The organism is Clostridium saudiense, assembly GCF_000577815.1.
GTDB lineage: Bacteria > Bacillota > Clostridia > Clostridiales > Clostridiaceae > Clostridium > Clostridium saudiense.
The window spans coordinates 109,511-128,463 of the sequence record NZ_CBYM010000001.1 but is presented as its reverse complement, the minus strand read 5'-3'; the positions used below and the strand labels follow the sequence as shown (position 1 = coordinate 128,463).

The window sequence follows — 18,953 nt, the reverse complement described above, 5'->3', positions numbered from 1 at the left end:
TTATATCTAAACCTTTTTATTTTGGATTTCTTTCTTTTTATTGCTCTTTATATCGTTTTCACTTAATTTAAATATTTTTTTATCTCAATTTGGCACACATTAAATATTACCTCATAAAATACAAGTAAATAAATTATATAAAGAGGTTTGTATATGGGAAAAAGTGCATGGGAATATGCCCTAGAAATTATTTCAATAGCTACTGATATCGATGAATTAAACACAAAATTAAGTAAAACAGATAAAATTAGTGAACGTGAAATCCTTTCATCAAAAATCGATAGTCTTGAAAATAAACTATTTGAAATTAAAGACAAGCTAAAATCAATTAATATTCTCTAGCTTATTTATACTTATAAAAAAGGAGAATTCAATCTAAAATCACCTTACATTAAAGTATATTTTAAACTAAATTCTCCTTTTTTAATTATTATATTAATATCTTTCACTTTTAAACAATGTAAAAATATTTCCACTAACTATTATCAATGCAATCGTAAAAAAGAAATAATATTTATCTATATTCTGACTTAGAGTATTTTCTTCAATTTCTTCATTACTGATGTTATTATGTTCTTTTTCTTTATTTAATTCACTATGTATATTCTCTTCACGATTTATATCTACTTCTGGATTTACATCTACCTCAGGCTTTTCTCCTAACTCAGGTATTTCTTCATTCTCAATATCTTCTTGTATTTCATCACTAATATTTACTATCTCTGCTAAATCCCTTACTAGCAGAAGATATCCATCAGTACCCTCAACTACAATACCTACTATTGAAATTACATCTCCGACTTTAATTTTTGACTTCCATTCATATTCTAAATCACATTTGATACTATTTTCTATAAAGTTATCTATATAAACTACAGCTTCTCCACTTCCATCGTTAATATAAATAATATTTTCAACTATAGATGTTACTTTTCCTATAGTTTTCACCAACATACCTTCATTTTTTTCTTGCATACTATCAAATGTTGAAAATTCTATTGGCAATATTAAATTTATTCTTTCATCAATTATTTGTAAATCATAATTTTCATCTTGCAATTTAATTTGCGCATTACCAAATTTTGAACTTACACGTCCAGTTACTCTAACCTTTTGACCTAGCTTTACTTTAGATTCTATAACTCCATAAACCTCTATTCCGCTAGTATCATCCTGAACATAGATAACATTATTAAATAAATTGCTATTTGACTCGGCCTTAGATGCTACAGTAACATAGCCTTCAACAATTACTTTCTCTCCCAATTTATCCAGTATATTATCACTATTTTTATCAATTTTAACAGACAAAATTGAACTTAATTCTATTTTAGGTACTGGCGCTAAATATCTTAAAAGCATATTAGTTATTTCATAATTAGAAAAATTGCTATCACTAATTTCATCTTCATAATAAAAATTTGTACCTGATATAACTATCTTCGAATTATTATCTAATGTTTCGATAGCTAGTCCTACTACTTCTCCCTTATTTACTGAAACATTATCATTTTGCTTATCATAATAATGTCCATAAGTACTTTCATGACCTTCGATTAATACTTCTATATTATCACTTGATGAAGGAATAATTAAAGTTGATCCATTAAAAAATTTAAATTTCTTATCTACATCAATTCCTACTAATAATTCGCTTTCTATATTATATTTATTAAAACTTAAATTATAATTTTCTCCATCATTTATATCATTATCAATAGCTTGATCATCATTTAATCGTATTTTTGCCCCAATTGCTTCTAAAATATGATTTCCTTTCTTAGCATATTCACAATTTGAATTTTCATCATAAATATCTGAACTAGATGTTATTATAAGATTTCCTCCACCACTTATGTATTTAGTTATTAAATTTATTTCAACTTGAGATGCAATGTTTATATACTCTTGCGTTAAAATTAATAATTTTGCTTCACTTAAAACTTGATTTGATAATACGTTTTCATTTAAAACTAATTTCATTCCATTTTCTTTGACAATATTTTTTAATGTTTTCAGGTTATCATCTGATTTAACTCCATTATTATACCCCTGTTGAACTACAACCTTAGATAATTCCTTCATTTTTGATACTTTTATATCAACACTACTATTACTCTCTATTTTGATATTATCTTCTTTTATAGTATTATTATCTAACTTGCTACTATTTTTAGTAATATATCCACTTACTTTAACTTCAATAGTATATCTCCCAGCCTTATTAAAATAATAATCTATATATGTATTTATACTTTCTCCTGCTAAAATTTTATCTATGTTAACCACCTTAATTGGCTTTAATTTACTTTTTGTAAAATATTCAATTTTAACCCTATTAATCTCAACCAATTTTGTATTATGTATAACAGTTTCAATCTTTATTTCTTCATTTTCCACAATCAAATCACTATCTTCTAGTACATTATTCTTTATATCAATTATTTTTTCATTATAAGTACTAAATTCTAACTCTCTACTATTCTCTTCAGCTCTTACAGTTATGCAAGGTGAAATCACTTGACTTATAGCCAATAAAAACACTATTAACATACATATACATGCATTACCCACTATTTTAAATAAACCCATTTTGTCCCCCTTATGAACATATCTTCTTATGTTTTATCTTGATTTTACCATAAAAGTTAATTTACTAGAAGTATATTTACTTTATATTCCGTATACTTCAAATTATATAACCTAGTTTACATATCAAAAGCTCTAAGTGTTACCCTAGAGCTTTCTTGATTATTTTCTTAATTCTTTTTTCTTATATACAATTGCTATTCCACCTACAGTCCATAATAAAGCAATTATTATATAATACATATTATTAGTCCCTCCAGTTTGAGGTAATATACTACCATCAACAGTGCTTGACTTTTCAGCAATTATGAATTTTCCTATTTTATCTGTTGTAAATACTATAGTGTTACCATCAACTTTAGTTTCTACTATTTCATATTTCTTATTTTCTTCATTATAGTAGAATGCAGATAATTTAGATTTATTTAATCCTTTTAATTCATCATCTGTTAATGTAATAGACATTGTAATTCTTCCGTCCTTTGCAGTTGTGATCTTAGTAGATTTATCTCTATTCTTTATAGATAAGTCTATTTCATAAACTTTATTTACTGCCTTTAAGCCCTTTGTAATAGTATCATCATTACTCTTCTTTAATTTAACTATTACAGAAGAACCATCTACAAGTAACTCCTTATCAAATACACTAAATGGTATTAATAATGTTTGATTACCATTAGTTATTTCTATAGAACCAGTACCATTTTTAATACTTTCTATATCAGTAATCTCAACAATAGCTTCATCACTTGGCTTACTAATATTAATTTTATTATTACCATCTTTATCTGTAATTTTATCAACTTTTATAGTTCCATTTTCTTCTGGCTTAACTTCAACAGATGTATCATCATCTTCATCCTCTTCAGAATCTTGCTTTTCTACTGTAACCTTAATTTCTTTAGTAGCCTCTTTTCCATTTTGATCAACTACTTTATATATAACTTTATAATCCCCTTCTTTAGAGGTATCAACTGTATTTTCAATTACCTCTAATTTTTCTGTAATATCATTTCCTTCTGCATCACTTGCAGTAATGCCTTCTAATACATTGAATTCATCGCCAAGCTTTAAAACTCTATCATTTGCATTAATAGTTGGTCCTGGTATTTCTTCACCTTCAGCTAATCTTGTTATTTCTAATGATAAATCTTTTGTCGCAAATCCTATTGCTTCTTCATTATTATTAAATATATCTGGGTTATTTTTATTTTCATCTGTTGGCTCAATGTGAATATTAATATCGTTTTTACCAACATTTAATTTAACTTGATGCACAAAATTACCGTTTTCATCAACTTCAACTTTTTCACCATTTATAGTTAAGTTCGGATCTAACATTGAATTACCTTTAACTGTAATAGTTTCATTCTTTGTATAGCTTCCATTTGATGGATCTAACACAACTACAGGCATATCCTTCCATCTTACCACTTCATTTTCAACAAGCATTTTACCATTACCTTGATTAACTACTGTAATTTTTTCATTACCACCTTCTCCAGTAGTACAACCATACTTACTTTGATTAGCAGCCTTTGGATTTGAATAATTCATTAATGCTTCTTGATCCCAAGCTCCACCTTTAACATACTTATATTCAATTTCTTCACCTTCTAAAACTGAAATAGTATAAGTCCAGTCAGCTGTAACAGCACCATTCCTGCTCATTTCCCATGAGTTTACATCCCATCCATTCATTCCACCTGGCATTGTTATTACAGCATCAAGTGGTGTATATGAAGGTGCATGTAATTTAAACGTTACTTCTACCATAACTAAATCTGGTGTAACATCAACTAAATTTGATTTAATTGAATTACCACCATTTGTATAAGCAATTACTTCATACTTATATTCAGTTTTATTTTTTACATCTGTATCTTTATAAGATACTATTGACTTATCTTGAATTCTTGCAACTACAACTCCATTTCTAACAATTTCATATAGAGCTATATTATTTTCTCCAACAATATTCCAGCTTAAATTAACTTCTCCTGATTGCGCTTCAGGTGTGTTTAACTCAATAGCTTCTGCTGGAGATACATTATCATTAACAGCTAATTTAAATGATTTAACTTCTGTAGACTTTATGCTATCCTTGTCATTAAATCCATAAGTTCCTTTAGTAGTAAACTCAAACTTATATTCATACTTTCCAGCTTTATTTGCTATAAATGACGCTGTAAATACGTCATTATTACCATTTTCCTCTAAATAAGTCCCTTTGAATGTTGTAAATTCCTCATCTCCAGGATATTTAACTAGTAATCTTCCAACTAATCCTTCAGATGCTCCTTCTACGTTTGAAACATTTTCTATATATACTTCAGAATTAACATTTATAGATGATGATATATCAACCTTATCAGCTTTTACGTCACTCAAATTACCAAGCCATGTAATTTCTGAATGTGGAGTTAATCCATCACTCCAAGATAAAGGTGATTCATTTCCATCTTTATCTATTGCACTTACTGCAAAGTATAATCTATTACCATTTGTTAATTTATCAATTGTAATCTCAGTATTATCTACTATCTCAACTTCTATTTGTAAACTTCCCTTAAAACTTGAAGAATAAACCTTATATTCTTTTGCTCCTTTTACAGAATCCCATTTTAAAGTTACTTCTCCATTTCCTTCAGTTCCTGTAATATTACTAACTGAATCAGGTAATTTTATAACATTTATACTTGTCATCATTCTACCAGTCATTGCAGGAATAGTTATTTCAACTTTTCCATCTTTAACTGAAATTTTATAATCAGAATCTAGTCCATCGATGAAATTAGTACCATTTCCAGTAAATTCTTTTAAATCTAAAGTTATTTTAGCATCACTTTGTGTAGGATTAATAGCTACTATAGCATGTTTATCCTCATAGCTTCTTCCATATACATATACTCCTTCAGTACCAGTATATAAAGTTGTTAAATCTCCATAAGAAAATAATTCTTTATTATTTTCTCTAACTGCTCCAATTGCTTCATAAAAACTAACTAATGAATCATCCTCATTACCCCATGGGTAAGTTCTTCTACAATCTGGATCTTTAGATCCTGTAACTCCTGCTTCGTCTCCATAGTAAATAGTAGGAGCTCCAGCATAACCAAATTCAAATAAAGCAGCAAGCTTTAATCTTTGCTTTCCTAGATTTTCATCATAATTTCCTAGTTCAGCTCTTTCAGAAGAATCACTTCCTCCTCCTAATACATAAATTGCTCTTGCAACATCATGAGATCCCATTAAGTTCATTAATGCATAAAATGCTTCTTCTGGATAATCTTCATAAACAGCCATTAATGTATCATTTAATCTTGTTGCATTACCATTTTTTAAATAATCAATTAACGCTGCTCTTATTCTATAATTCATTACTGAATCATATTGATCACCAACAAAATATTTTGAAGCATCATCCCAGATTTCACCCAAAATAAGCGTTTCACTATTATGCTCCTTCATAACTTCTCTAAAGTCATTCCAAAATACTGTATCAACCTCATTAGCAACATCAAGTCTCCAACCATCTGCTCCCCAATCAATCCATTGTTTCGCAACAGAATCTTCATCTTTGTAGATATAATCAACTAACTCTTTGTTGTTCCATTCACTTGCTTTATTAACAAATTCGTCATTTTCACTAGCTAAACCTAATTCAATAGCTTCTTCCTTAGTTACTGATTTAAATTCTGGTAGTGAATCATATCCCCACCATCCTTGATAATCATATCTTTCATTTGTTGTTCCAACATCAACCTTAGTATTCTTAATATTGAACCATAAATGCCATTTTTCTTCACTAAATGTTTGTCCATCTTCAACAAAATAGGCATCTGCCTTAGTCATTGCAGCTTCTTGTGTTATTGCCTCATTATTCATTGAATCATATACATATGACCAATATTCATATGCACCAACTGTATCATATTTACCATATCTATCAAAATAAATAGAATCATCACCAACGTGGTTAAATACACCATCTACAATTAAGTGCATTCCTCTACTTTTTAATTCTGCAGTAAATGCCTTAAATTCTTCTTCTGTTCCAAACATAGGATCTAAAGTTTTATAATCTGTAGCATCATATTTATGATTTGAAGAAGCCATAGAAATAGGATTTAAATATAATGTATTAACTCCTAATCCTTGCAAATAATCTAATTTTTCTTGAATTCCTTCAATATCACCACCAAAGAAATCATTTGACCATATTCCATCACCAGAATATGCTCCATCAATATCATCCATCCCATTTTCACCCAACCTCGGATTATCTGGTAGTGAGTTCCAAGTTTCATGAGTTTCTATTGGTTCCTCTCCTCTTGCATTTTCTTTAGCTGTATCATTTGATTCATCACCATTAAAAAATCTATCAGGGAAAATTTGATAAACAACTGCCTCTTTCATCCAATCAGGAGTTTTATAATCTTTATCATAAACAGTAAGTTGGAAGAATAGTCCATTTTTATCTCCTACAGTTCCAGTTTTACCTTCGCTACCATCTTCACAATAGTATTTTACAGTATCACCATCACCAGCAATAAATTTATATCCATAAACTCCAATTTCGTCTGGTGTAAATGTAGCTTCCCATATATCAACTTGTTCTTCATCTACAGTAATTGTCGATACTTTTTCCATATTATAAAGGTCTGATCTGTTTGTATTAGTATTTCTTACTAATACTCTAGCATATTGTAAATCACCTTTTTGTGCATGCATTCTAACTGTTACATCAGTTCCCTCAGCAACTGCTCCAAATGGATATTTATATAGGTTATCCCAAGTATTGTGATATAACATATCACCATTTACCTGTCCATCTAAATCTATTATTTCTTTTGAAGCTAATGGTGAATGATAACCAAAGGCTTCTTTGCCTTGTGTTACGTATATATCTAATGTTCCATCATTAGATACATGCCTCAAATCAATAAATCTGTTAATATCTACATCCTTTTCAGCCCATTCATTATCACCTTCAGTTTTCTTAACAATGAACCCCATCTTAGTATCATTAATTAGGTTTTCATATACCTTAGTTGCTACTTTACCATAACTATCTTCTGAAGTTAATTCTAATGTTTCTCCGTCTGTACCATCTAACCATGCCCATATATTCCAATTGTCATAGTCTTTACTATTTCTCTTATAATGAATATTTACAGTAATTTCTTCATATTCTTTTATAAATGCCCTTTGGATAACACTCTTTGGATTTTCCTTTTCACCATAAATTACAACGATTTCATTATTATCATTATTTAGATCAGAGAGTTCATATTTTAAATCTCCAGTTGCCTTATTATCCCAACTTTGTCCTTCTTTTACTATAATCCCCAGCTCACCTTCTGTTACATTAGCTGGTAATTCTAATAACGCATATGCTCCTTCTTTATCTATATAATCAAACTCAACAAATTTTCCTACTTCCCCCGGATACCATGTCCAAAATCCCCAGTTTTCGTATTTAGTTTCTCCTTCTTTTACAAATCTTACTTTTACTGTTTTTTTCTCTTGTTGCTTTGGTACAACAATTACTGAATTTTCTCCATTAACTTCTGTATTCAACGAGTCTTTAAATGCACCTTCCCAATTATCACCTTCACATGGTTTAAATTTATATTCATATGTTCCTGGTTCTAAGTTGATCGTTGTAGAAAAAATGCCTTGTTCATTTTTTTCCATTTTTATTTCTTTAGATGTATTCCACTCAACCATCGATCCAATTAAATATAAATTTTCGCCTTCATATTCAGCTCTAAATGTTACACTACCATCTTCATTAATTTCTGGACTTTTTAATTCTGATTCACCTTCTACTGAAATCAATGCATTAGAAGTAAAATCACCTTCTTCAGAATGCTTAGGATTTAATGGGTCCCCTTGCCAATCGCCAAATTCTTGATTACTTGTGTCTGGAGACCAAGTTACTATTCCATATTCATAATTTCCTGGTGCAAGATCTAATGTTACAGACCAAATATTTGAGCTACTTTCATTTATCATCTCATGTAAAACTGACCATTCATTATCAAAAGATCCTTTTACTGCAACTCTCGTTTCTGTTCCATTACCTAAATAATATAATGTAACCTTTCCATTACTAACCTGTGGATTAACTACAACTGCTGGATTATTACCCTTTTTATATGAATTTAATGGATCACCCTTCCAATCACCATTAATATCATCAGTAGTTGTATCTGCCCAAGTCACAATTCCATATTCATTTATTCCTGATATTCCCTCAACTGTGGTTGTCCAAATATTATTTTCACCTTTTATCATATCAATTGTATTCCAACCACTAAATTCACCCTTTACCTTTATAGCATTTTCTGTTCCATCACCTTGATAATTAAAAGTAACAGTTCCATCACTATTAACTACTGGGCTTTTTAATACTGTTTCAGCCAAAACATCACTCGCACCGTTAGGAAACGGTACCAGATTTAGACAAAATAATACTAACATCATTACTGCTACTTGCCATTTGTACTTCATTAATCCCCTTTTTTTCATAAATTTCTCCTCCCTATTTTTTAATTTAAAAGAAAATATCTATTTGAGAAATCGTTTCCAAATATCTATATTATCTTTTAAATTTACTTTACATTCTTATTGTAAAGTATTCCCATGGTTTATTTCTACCTTTTTTATATTTTTTGTGCATTTTAACAAATCTTTTTTCATATTATATATTTTATTTTTATTTAATGTTATAATTATTATATATACATAAATTAAAGGAGCTATGCCTATAACATAGCTCCTTTTCTCTTTAGTCACTTCCTAAATTAATGCCTAACATCCCAGAAAGAATGCCAACAACTACACAAAGTGAAAATTTCATCAAATCATATAATCCCAATGTAGCTTCTGCTCCAAATAAAACTCCAATAGCATATAAGGATATGTAAAATAAAACTCCTACAGAAAGTCCTACTAGCCAACCCTTATGACCATATAGTTTTGCTGCAAATATTGTTCCAAATATTAAGCTAATACTAGTTATAACTACATAAATGGCACTAAACATTCCTGAACTAATGTCTACAAAAGACATAACTAAAGATAAAATTGCAGTTAACACTGTTACTACTGCTATAGCTCCCACTACACCTTTTAGAACATTATTAAAATAGTCTTTCCACTCCATAAAAACACCCCCTTTTAGTTCATTCTATGACCTAAAAGGGGGTATTATTCTTTAATTATGCAACGTCTTTGCTTAATTTTTGAGCTATAGCATTCTTAGTAATTCTAAATCTTACTCTATCTGGACCTGATTGGATAACCATTTGATCTTCTTCGATTGTTATAATTTTTCCAACTATTCCGCCTCTTGTTAAAACTTCGTCATTTACTTTTAATTCTGATAACATTGTATTATACTTCTTTGTTCTCTTCTTTTCTGGAACTATTAATAAAAAGTACATAATTGCAAACATTGCTACTAAAGGTAATAGTGTAGCTAATAATTGTGCCATTTAAAAATCCCTTCCCTTCACATTCATCTTTAAGGATACATCGTAATATTTACTATGTATTAAATACTATACTTTATTTAAAATTATATGTCAATTCTATGAACAAATCAATTTCTAACTTTCACAAATTATTCACAAAACATAGTTTAGAATTTATTTTTTACAATTCCATTCTCTTAATTTTTGTTCTTTAAATTCACTATAAGTGCCATTATCAATTGCTGTTCTTATATCTGCCATAAGCTTGTTATAGAAGTATAAATTATGTAATACACATAATCTTAATGCTAGCATTTCTTTAGCTTTAAATAAATGTCTTATATAGCTTCTTGTATAATGCTTACATGCTGGACATTCACAACCTTCATCTATTGGTCTTTCGTCTAATTCAAATTTTGCATTCATTAAGTTTATCTTACCTTGCCCTGTAAATACGTGCCCATGTCTACCATTTCTAGCTGGTAGAACACAGTCAAAGAAATCTACTCCTCTATCTACAGCTTCTAATATATTTTCTGGAGTTCCAACCCCCATTAAATATATCGGTTTATCTTCTGGTAAGTGTGGTACTACAGCATCAATAACTCTATACATTTCTTCATGAGTCTCACCAACTGCTAATCCACCTATAGCATATCCATCTAAATCCATTTTAGCAATATGTTTAGCATGTTCGATTCTTATATCTTCATAACATCCACCTTGATTAATTCCAAATAACATTTGCTCTTTATTTATTGTCTCTGGAAGAGAATTTAATCTATCCATCTCAATTTTACATCTTTCAAGCCATCTATTTGTTCTTGCAACTGATTGAAGAACATACTCTCTAGTAGATGGATTTGGTATACATTCATCAAATGCCATTGCAATTGTTGATGCTAAATTACTTTGAATTTGCATTGATTCTTCTGGTCCCATAAATATTTTTTTTCCATCTATATGAGAATTAAAGTATACTCCTTCTTCTTTAATTTTTCTCATTGATGATAATGAAAATACTTGGAATCCACCTGAGTCTGTCAAAATTGGTCTATCCCAATTCATAAACTTATGTAATCCACCCATTTTTGCAACTACCTTGTCACTTGGTCTTAAATGTAGGTGATATGTATTTGAAAGCTCAACTTGGCATCCAATTTCCTTTAAATCCATTGAAGAAACTCCACCCTTAATTGCAGCTAAAGTACCAACATTCATAAATACTGGTGTTTCTATAGTTCCATGAGGTGTTTCAAATCTACCTCTTCTTGCCTTACCGTCTTTTTTTAATAACGTATATCTTTTACTCAAAACTTCACGTCCTTCTTAACTTATGTATTCTATTTTATTATCATTGAATCTCCAAAAGAGAAGAATCTATATCTTTCTTTTACAGCTTCATTATAAGCATTCATTACTTTTTCTTTTCCTGCTAATGCAGAAACTAACATTATTAATGTTGATTCTGGTAAATGGAAATTTGTTATAAGCTTATCTACTACTTTAAACTTATATCCTGGATAAATGAATATATTAGTCCATCCACTTTGTGCTTTAACAAATCCATTTTCATCACCAATTGTCTCTAAAGTTCTTGTTGATGTTGTTCCAACCGAAATAATCTTATTTCCACGCTTCTTTGTTTCGTTTATTATCTTTGCATCTTCTTCTTCCAAATGATAAAATTCCGAATGCATAACATGTTCATTTACATCATCAACCTTTACTGGTCTAAATGTACCAAGTCCTACATGTAATGTAACATATGCTATATTAATACCTTTTTCTTTAACTTCTTCTAAAAGTTCTTTAGTAAAATGTAATCCTGCAGTAGGTGCTGCTGCTGATCCTTTTTCCTTAGAATAAACAGTTTGATATCTTTCCTTATCATCAAGTCTTTCTGTTATATAAGGAGGAAGTGGCATTTCTCCAAGCTCATCTAAAACTTGTTCAAATATTCCATCGTAAGAAAATTCAATAATTCTATTTCCTTCTTCTATTATATCTACAACCTTACATCTTAACTTTCCTTCACCAAATACAAATTCAGCTCCTATTTTAGCTCTTTTACCTGGCTTAGCTAAGCACTCCCATTTATCTCCTTCAATTCTTTTTAAAAGTAAAAACTCAATTTTACCTCCACTTTCAGCCTTTTCTCCTATAAGTCTTGCTGGCATTACTCTAGTATTATTTAAAACTAATGTATCTCCTGGATTTAAATAGTTTATAACATCATAAAAATGTTTATGCTCTATCTCTCCAGTTTCTTTATCTAAAACCATTAATCTAGAATAATCCCTTCTTTCTAGTGGATGTTGAGCTATAAGCTCCTCTGGTAAGTAAAAATCAAAATCACTTGTTTTCATTATATATCTCCTAACCTTCAAAAAAACTAGTTTGCTTTTTTGTAACTTTTTTGCCCCTTATTCTACCTAAATGACTATAAGCCTTATCCGTAGCGGTTCTTCCCCTAGCAGTTCTAACTATAAATCCTTTTTGTAGCAAATATGGCTCATAAACATCTTCTATTGTTCCAAGCTCTTCCCCTATAAAATAAGATAATGTTTCTATACCAACAGGGCCGCCGTTAAAATTATCAATAATCGCTTCTAAAATTTTATTATCAACTCTATCAAACCCTTGAGCGTCTACCTCTAATAATTCTAACGCTGCTTTTGCTTCTTTAAAACTTATTAATGAATCAGAATATACCTCTGCATAATCTCTAACTCTCTTTAATAATCTATTTGCAATTCTCGGAGTTCCTCTAGATCTCCTAGCAATTTCATATGCACCTTCTTCAGTTATATCACACCCTAGAACAAATGCAGAACGTACAATTATTTCTTTCAATTGCTCTTCTGTATAATACACCATATCACACAAAACCCCAAATCTATCTCTTAAAGGAGATGTAAGCATACCTATTCTAGTAGTAGCTCCTATTAAAGTAAAATGTGGTAAATCTAATCTAATTGATTTTGCTGCTGCTCCTTTACCTATAACTATATCTAAAGCATAATCTTCCATTGCAGGATATAAAATTTCTTCAACACTTCTATTTAATCTATGTATTTCATCTATAAACAAAACATCATTATCTTTTAATGTAGTTAATATAGCAGCTAAATCCCCTGCTCTTTCAATAGCTGGACCTGATGTAATCTTTAAATCCCCACCCATTTCTTTTGCTATAATATTAGCAAGGGTAGTTTTTCCTAATCCTGGTGGTCCATATAATAAGACATGATCTAATGCTTCATTTCTTTTCTTTGCAGCGGTAATAAATATATTTAATCTTTCTTTTACCTTATCTTGACCAATATATTCATTGATTTTTTGAGGTCTTAAACTTAATTCACCATTCCCATCTTCCAGAATTTCATCTGGTGTGATAATTCTCTCCAAATTATATCACCTCTATCCCATTAATACTCTTAAACATTCCTTAATAATATTTTCAACTGATTCCTGTCTATTTACTTTCTTTAATGCACTTTCAGCTTCTTTTTCTGAATATCCTAAAGCTAATAATGCTCCTAAAGCTTCGCCAATTGAATTTGCATTACTTGGTACGATATCTTCAAATCCTTCTTGAATATCAACACCTTCTGATACTTCATCTGTTTTGATTTTATCTCTTAATTCTAAAATTATTCTTCCTGCTGTTTTCTTACCAATCCCAGGTGCTCTGCATAAATGCTTATCATCTTCCATAATAATAGCATACTTTAGATTATTTATTCTACTTATTGAAAGTAATGATAATGCAGCTTTTGCTCCAACACCACTTATTGAAATAAGCAGTTTAAACATTTCTAATTCTTCTCTATCCTTAAATCCGTATAATCCAATAAAATCTTCTCTTACTATTTGTTCTAAATACAACATCACTTCTTCCGAAACTTTAGGCATTTCAGCCATAGTAGCTCCTGAAGTAAATATTTTATATCCTATACCACCATTTTCTATAATAACATAATCTTTGTTAATTCCAATATACTTCCCTTTAATATATTCGTACATTTTTATCCCCCTCAATCTAAATAAATAGATTAAATATGTTTTTGTATCTTAAAAACTTTAATATTAATTATAAAACTTATATTCTTATATAATCTAACTTATACTTTAACATTTTAAAATAACTTTTTCAATAATAAAGAGTTATGCCATTGTATAAAGCATAACTCTTCATTATAATATTACTGACCAGTTATTGGATCTCCATATGGTTCCATAATATCTATAGATTCTGTATTAGTAAATATGTTATCTATTGCATAATCAAATATGTTTAAATCAATATGATTAGATAATAATTTTGATATTACCTCTTCTCTTTCATCAAAAAAAATAACTTCCTCTTGTATTTTTTCTATTATATCTCGTGTATTATATAATTTACACTCACCTTCTTCTACTCCAATTTTATAGCAAAGAACATTTGCAATATCATCAAAATCCTCAGTTAAATCTTCATATGCACCTACTACATCATTATTTCTTGTCCTAAAATAATAGTAGTTATTAATATATGCTTTTGCTGTTTCTTCATCATGAAATCCTATTATATTTCCGCTTGGCATCACTAACAAATAATCGAAGTTTGGTACAATACTCATCTCTTCGCCTCCTTAGTAGGTTATGCTAATATTTTTCCCTATGATTATCTTGTTATACAGGTGTGTATTTTCCTATAATGAAAGAGATTATAAACAGAAACCAAATTCTATTTATAATCTCTTTTTAGTGTAAAGATATATTAAACAACTCATTAAAATATTTGAGTTGTTGATTGGGTTACAAATTTATTAATTTTAAAAATTTAATTTCGTCTTAAAAGTAAATTTTCCTTATATGTATTTATTTAACGTATTTACTTTTAAGAAATAAAAGCAGACAATTTTTCTATAGCTTCTTCCTTTGTATCATAAGAATACTTAAAATTTTTTATTGCCTCTAAGTCATCACCATGTAAGAAACTTATTGGTCTATTATTCGTATATACATCTTCACTTTCTTCAATTGTTAAATTTCCTGAATCATCTGTTTTATATATAGCAAAATATCCATCTTTTTCTCCAAGATAGTATTTGTTAGGTTGTAAAACACTTGTTGTTCCTTCCTTTACAAAAACTACTTTATCATCTTCTAAAGATTCTAGGTTATATCCATTAGCTTCATAAAAATTAACAACAAATTGTTGATTAATATCACTTACTATAGAATTTTCTTTTTTAAACTCTAAAATGCTTTGTTCTTTTTCCACAACACCTTCATTCATTAACACAACCATCATATCATCACTTAAAATTTTAGAATTATTATAAACTGTTTTTTCATCATCTTCTTTTTCTTGTGAATACTTTGGATTTATTAATCTATCACTTATAATATATGCTCCAAAAAAACTAACAACTACAGCAAAAACTATAATACCTGCTAAAATTGAAATTTTTTTATTAAAATGCTTATTTTCAAATTTTACTTCTTCTTTATCTTTACCATGCATTTCATTACTCATAAATATCACTCCTTTTTCTGTAATTATTGACAGCTTTCATAATGATATTCATGAATAATTATTTTTTTATTATTTTTTTACCATTCGATAGTTAATATTGTACAATCTTCTTCCTTTAATGAAATCCTATATCCTTCAGATAATAGCCAATTTATTAATTTTGTTTGAATTTCTTGAGATTCATCTGCTATTGCCAATATAGCACTAATTTTATTTACCCCCATATTTTTCCCCATATCTATATTTTCTTGAATTTTATTTTTATGCCTTTCAAAATCTTTCCTATTTTTATTTTCTAAAAACTCCATACCCACTTTCCTCCTTATATAAAAATATGATTAATAAATTATAATACTATTTTTTTTAAAATATTAACTTTTTATATATTATTTTCTTAAATTGAAGTAATAAAATATAATTCTTCTTGATTTATCATATAATATTAAGTATAATTTATTTCTGAAATATAGACAGTTCGGGAACCTCCTGTCTTTAAACAAAACTAGGTAAAAATTTATTATTAAATTTAAATAGATAATATTTTGAATTAATTAGCTTCGATGTTTTAACTTATTATTTACTTCTAAATACTATCTATTATAGCCTTAGGTTCCTAATATTTTTTATTAGGAGGTTTTTCAAAAATGAAAAATGATATGACTAAAAGACTTACTAGAACTGCAATAATTGCAGCAATCTATGCAGTAGTAACTATTGCAATTGCACCATTTTCATATGGAAATATTCAATTCAGAATTTCTGAAATCTTAGTGTTACTTGCTGTTTTTGATCCATTATACATAGGAGGACTTACACTTGGTTGCTTAATTGCTAATATTTTAGGCCCTAATGGACCAATGGATGTTATATTCGGCACATTAGCCACATTTATAAGTGTATATGCTATCTATTTTACAGGTAAAGTAATCAAAAATTACAAAGTAAAATTATTAGTTGCTTCTATTTGGCCGACCTTATTTAATGGTCTCATCATTGGATGGATGCTAAACAAACTATATGGATTACCACTACTTCTATCTATTGGAGAAGTTGCTTTAGGAGAATTAGTAGTAATAACTATAATAGGTGTACCTTTATTCCTTGTTGCAGGTTCAAGATTTAAAAATGTAATGATGTTAAAGTAATTTTCAGGACAACCTTTTAAAGGATTGTCCTTTTTTATTTATAAATTAAAGGTCCTATCAAATGATAGGACCTTTAATTTTTATGCAATCTCTTCTTTTTTATTAAAAATAACAAATCCAACAGCAATTATAGCTAATGATATAAATACAACTTGTGCTGAAGATAATGGTGTACCTGTTTGTGGTAACTTTTCAACACTTCCTGTTCCTTTATCACTTTCTACATTTTCATTTGAATCTGGAGTTTCTGAAGGAACTTGCTCTGGAGTAATCTCTGGCTTAACTTCTACTTCTTCATCTGCAACAATATCAGTAGTATCTTCTCCGTCAATTAATAAATTATAATTTAACTTTTCTATTCCCTTTGTTTGCCATTCATTTATGATTACATCCCTCATTTCTCCAATTATTACTGGATCAATGTGTCCATCAAAATTATAGCTATCTCCACCAGTCATCAGGAAATCAATACTTGTTAGTGTGTAATATTCATCATCTTCAACTTTTGTTCCATCTGATAATCTCATTGAAGTTATTTCATCTGTTTTTGAATCATACCAAACTGTTAAACCTGAATACTGCCCCCATCCAAAGCCATCTGGATTAATTCCATGCTGAATTAATTCTTTTAGCTTAGCTCCTGTTACTTTCATAGTAACTACATTATTATCAAAAGGTAATATTGTATACATATCTCCTAGTGTTAACATTCCTTTAGACAATGGCGCTCTAATACCTCCACCATTTGCAATTGCTACTTGTGTTCCTCCGGCTTGTCTCATGGCTTCTGCAACTGTAATACCAAGTGGTGTAACACCAGCATATCTATCATGATCTAAATCAAATTCTAAATCAACTATTTCAGTTGCTAAAGTTGGTGCTAATTCATCATTAAATTTAGATATTGCTTCATCAACATTTTTATCAATAGGGAAGTCATTAACTGTACTTTCAACATAGAATTGTCTTGTATTTGCATCTATACTTATTATTTCATTATTATCATCAACAGTAAAAGTAAGCACTGATAGTCCTCTACCATTATAACCAGCTTGCACAACAGGAATTTCTTTACCGTTATTGATATTTGTTACAAATCCATCTACAAATTTATGATTATGAGCTGCAATAACTGCATCAATATCATTTGCATTTGCTGCAATTTCAGCTGCTTCTCCTGTTATTACTCCATTGCTATCTTCAGTTGCTGGTGAATGAGTTAATGCAATTACTATATCTGCACCTTCAGCTCTAACTATTTGAGAATATTTATCTAAAGTCTCAATTATATCTAAGAACTTCAATCCTATTACATTTTCTGCTTTTGTACTTGTTAATGTTTCTGGAGTCGCAATACCTATAAATGCAACATTAACTCCTTCTACATCTGTTATAATATATGGAACTGCATAGTCTGGTATTGTACCTGTAGTCTCATCTATTAAATTTGCAGCAACAAAATCAAATCCTGCTTCATCAGCCCAATTTTTTATTTTATTTGAACCCCAATCATATTCATGATTGCCAATAGCTGAAGCTACCATTCCAATTTCTTTAATCATTTCATTTACTGGCTTACCTTCTAATATGTTTGATATTGCTGTACCTTGATATAAATCTCCCCCTGATACAGTTACAACACCATATGTATCGCTTGCTTCATCTTTAGTTTGATACTCTTTGATTACGCCTGTTAATTTCGCCGCACCTATATTCTTTCCTGATTCTAAAACATTTCCATGAAAATCATTAAAGCTTAAAATATCAATTACTTTATTTCCACTATCCATTTTTGATTCATCACTATTTGAAACTTCATCTACTAATTCAATAGTTTCATTAGTAATTTCATCTGCCTTTGCTATTCTAGACGGCATTACCATTCCTACACTTATTGTAAGTGCTGTAATTAATGCAATTAATTTATTATTGTTTTTTAACAAGTTTTTCCCCTCCATTTGTAAAGATAATTACATTTTATCCCTTTGTTCAATTAGCATTTTACATTATACGAATATTTTTTCAACATTTTCTGTAATATTCGTATATATTATTTTTTCCCTTTATGCTACACTAAATATTTTTATAATATATTTATAATATTATCTTTTCTTCTTTATTTATTTCCAATGATATACTTTTATTATTTCTTACATCTTATAATTTTATATATAATACTTAATCTGAAATACTAGATTTCTTTAT

14 protein-coding genes are annotated in these 18,953 nt (G+C 29.0%); 2 read left to right on the top strand and 12 right to left on the bottom strand.

Translation table 11 applies throughout. The features are described from left to right. The first annotated feature begins 153 nt into the window (after window positions 1–153). The gene (locus TY07_RS00650; protein ID WP_042393774.1) at window positions 154–342 is read left to right on the top strand and encodes a hypothetical protein; all 189 of its coding nucleotides are present in this window, start codon (window positions 154–156) and stop codon (window positions 340–342) included. Between the two features lie 93 nt (window positions 343–435). On the opposite strand, the gene TY07_RS00645 is transcribed toward TY07_RS00650, so the two are convergent. The 11 genes from TY07_RS00645 to TY07_RS00595 all read right to left on the bottom strand — a co-directional run bounded on the left by TY07_RS00645 (window position 436) and on the right by TY07_RS00595 (window position 15,911). Next, window positions 436–2,592, bottom strand: coding sequence for a hypothetical protein (locus TY07_RS00645; RefSeq protein WP_052330563.1), 2,157 nt, complete (start codon window positions 2,590–2,592; stop codon window positions 436–438). Window positions 2,593–2,751: 159 nt separating this feature from the next. Further along, window positions 2,752–9,126, bottom strand: coding sequence for an alpha-amylase family glycosyl hydrolase (locus tag TY07_RS00640; protein WP_052330562.1), 6,375 nt, complete (start codon window positions 9,124–9,126; stop codon window positions 2,752–2,754). A 259-nt stretch (window positions 9,127–9,385) separates the two neighbouring features. Next, window positions 9,386–9,763, bottom strand: a complete 378-nt coding sequence (locus TY07_RS00635) for a TIGR04086 family membrane protein (RefSeq protein ID WP_042393771.1) — start codon at window positions 9,761–9,763, stop codon at window positions 9,386–9,388. 55 nt (window positions 9,764–9,818) lie between these two features. Continuing rightward, entirely contained in the window at window positions 9,819–10,094 is a 276-nt protein-coding gene (yajC, locus tag TY07_RS00630) for a preprotein translocase subunit YajC (RefSeq protein WP_042393768.1), read from the bottom strand. 153 nt (window positions 10,095–10,247) lie between these two features. After that, a complete protein-coding gene (gene tgt / locus TY07_RS00625) occupies window positions 10,248–11,387 on the bottom strand; it encodes a tRNA guanosine(34) transglycosylase Tgt (RefSeq protein ID WP_042393766.1) in 1,140 nt (379 codons plus the stop codon). A 29-nt stretch (window positions 11,388–11,416) separates the two neighbouring features. Beyond that, a complete protein-coding gene (queA, locus tag TY07_RS00620) occupies window positions 11,417–12,442 on the bottom strand; it encodes a tRNA preQ1(34) S-adenosylmethionine ribosyltransferase-isomerase QueA (protein ID WP_042393763.1) in 1,026 nt (341 codons plus the stop codon). 10 nt (window positions 12,443–12,452) lie between these two features. Beyond that, window positions 12,453–13,484, bottom strand: a complete 1,032-nt coding sequence (gene ruvB, locus TY07_RS00615) for a Holliday junction branch migration DNA helicase RuvB (protein ID WP_042393761.1) — start codon at window positions 13,482–13,484, stop codon at window positions 12,453–12,455. Window positions 13,485–13,496: 12 nt separating this feature from the next. Beyond that, complete coding sequence (gene ruvA, locus TY07_RS00610) at window positions 13,497–14,102, bottom strand: Holliday junction branch migration protein RuvA (RefSeq protein WP_042393758.1); 606 nt, start codon at window positions 14,100–14,102, stop codon at window positions 13,497–13,499. Window positions 14,103–14,281: 179 nt separating this feature from the next. Next, window positions 14,282–14,701 (bottom strand): hypothetical protein, encoded by a 420-nt coding sequence (locus tag TY07_RS00605; protein ID WP_042393756.1) that lies wholly within the window; start codon window positions 14,699–14,701, stop codon window positions 14,282–14,284. A 260-nt stretch (window positions 14,702–14,961) separates the two neighbouring features. Then, window positions 14,962–15,603, bottom strand: a complete 642-nt coding sequence (locus TY07_RS00600; protein WP_052330561.1) for a hypothetical protein — start codon at window positions 15,601–15,603, stop codon at window positions 14,962–14,964. Between the two features lie 77 nt (window positions 15,604–15,680). After that, the gene (locus TY07_RS00595) at window positions 15,681–15,911 is read right to left on the bottom strand and encodes a hypothetical protein (protein WP_042393753.1); all 231 of its coding nucleotides are present in this window, start codon (window positions 15,909–15,911) and stop codon (window positions 15,681–15,683) included. 336 nt (window positions 15,912–16,247) lie between these two features. On the opposite strand from TY07_RS00595, the gene TY07_RS00590 reads away from it, so the two are divergent. Beyond that, the gene (locus TY07_RS00590) at window positions 16,248–16,748 is read left to right on the top strand and encodes a QueT transporter family protein (RefSeq protein WP_042393749.1); all 501 of its coding nucleotides are present in this window, start codon (window positions 16,248–16,250) and stop codon (window positions 16,746–16,748) included. Between the two features lie 80 nt (window positions 16,749–16,828). Here TY07_RS00590 and TY07_RS00585 read toward each other — a convergent pair whose 3' ends face one another. Beyond that, on the bottom strand, window positions 16,829–18,691 hold the full coding sequence (locus tag TY07_RS00585) for a 5'-nucleotidase C-terminal domain-containing protein (RefSeq protein ID WP_052330560.1): 1,863 nt from the start codon (window positions 18,689–18,691) through the stop codon (window positions 16,829–16,831). Window positions 18,692–18,953: the final 262 nt, after the last annotated feature.

Excerpts from the sequence above, each read along its gene's own strand:
- queA (WP_042393763.1), bottom strand. The coding sequence starts at position 12,442 with ATGAAAACAAGTGATTTTGATTTTTACTTACCAGAGGAGCTTATAGCT.
- ruvA (WP_042393758.1), bottom strand. The coding sequence starts at position 14,102 with ATGTACGAATATATTAAAGGGAAGTATATTGGAATTAACAAAGATTAT.
- yajC (WP_042393768.1), bottom strand. The coding sequence starts at position 10,094 with ATGGCACAATTATTAGCTACACTATTACCTTTAGTAGCAATGTTTGCA.
- TY07_RS00650 (WP_042393774.1), top strand. The coding sequence starts at position 154 with ATGGGAAAAAGTGCATGGGAATATGCCCTAGAAATTATTTCAATAGCT.
- TY07_RS00640 (WP_052330562.1), bottom strand. The coding sequence starts at position 9,126 with ATGAAAAAAAGGGGATTAATGAAGTACAAATGGCAAGTAGCAGTAATG.
- TY07_RS00595 (WP_042393753.1), bottom strand. The coding sequence starts at position 15,911 with ATGGAGTTTTTAGAAAATAAAAATAGGAAAGATTTTGAAAGGCATAAA.
- TY07_RS00600 (WP_052330561.1), bottom strand. The coding sequence starts at position 15,603 with ATGAGTAATGAAATGCATGGTAAAGATAAAGAAGAAGTAAAATTTGAA.
- TY07_RS00635 (WP_042393771.1), bottom strand. The coding sequence starts at position 9,763 with ATGGAGTGGAAAGACTATTTTAATAATGTTCTAAAAGGTGTAGTGGGA.
- TY07_RS00590 (WP_042393749.1), top strand. The coding sequence starts at position 16,248 with ATGAAAAATGATATGACTAAAAGACTTACTAGAACTGCAATAATTGCA.
- TY07_RS00645 (WP_052330563.1), bottom strand. The coding sequence starts at position 2,592 with ATGGGTTTATTTAAAATAGTGGGTAATGCATGTATATGTATGTTAATA.
- TY07_RS00605 (WP_042393756.1), bottom strand. The coding sequence starts at position 14,701 with ATGAGTATTGTACCAAACTTCGATTATTTGTTAGTGATGCCAAGCGGA.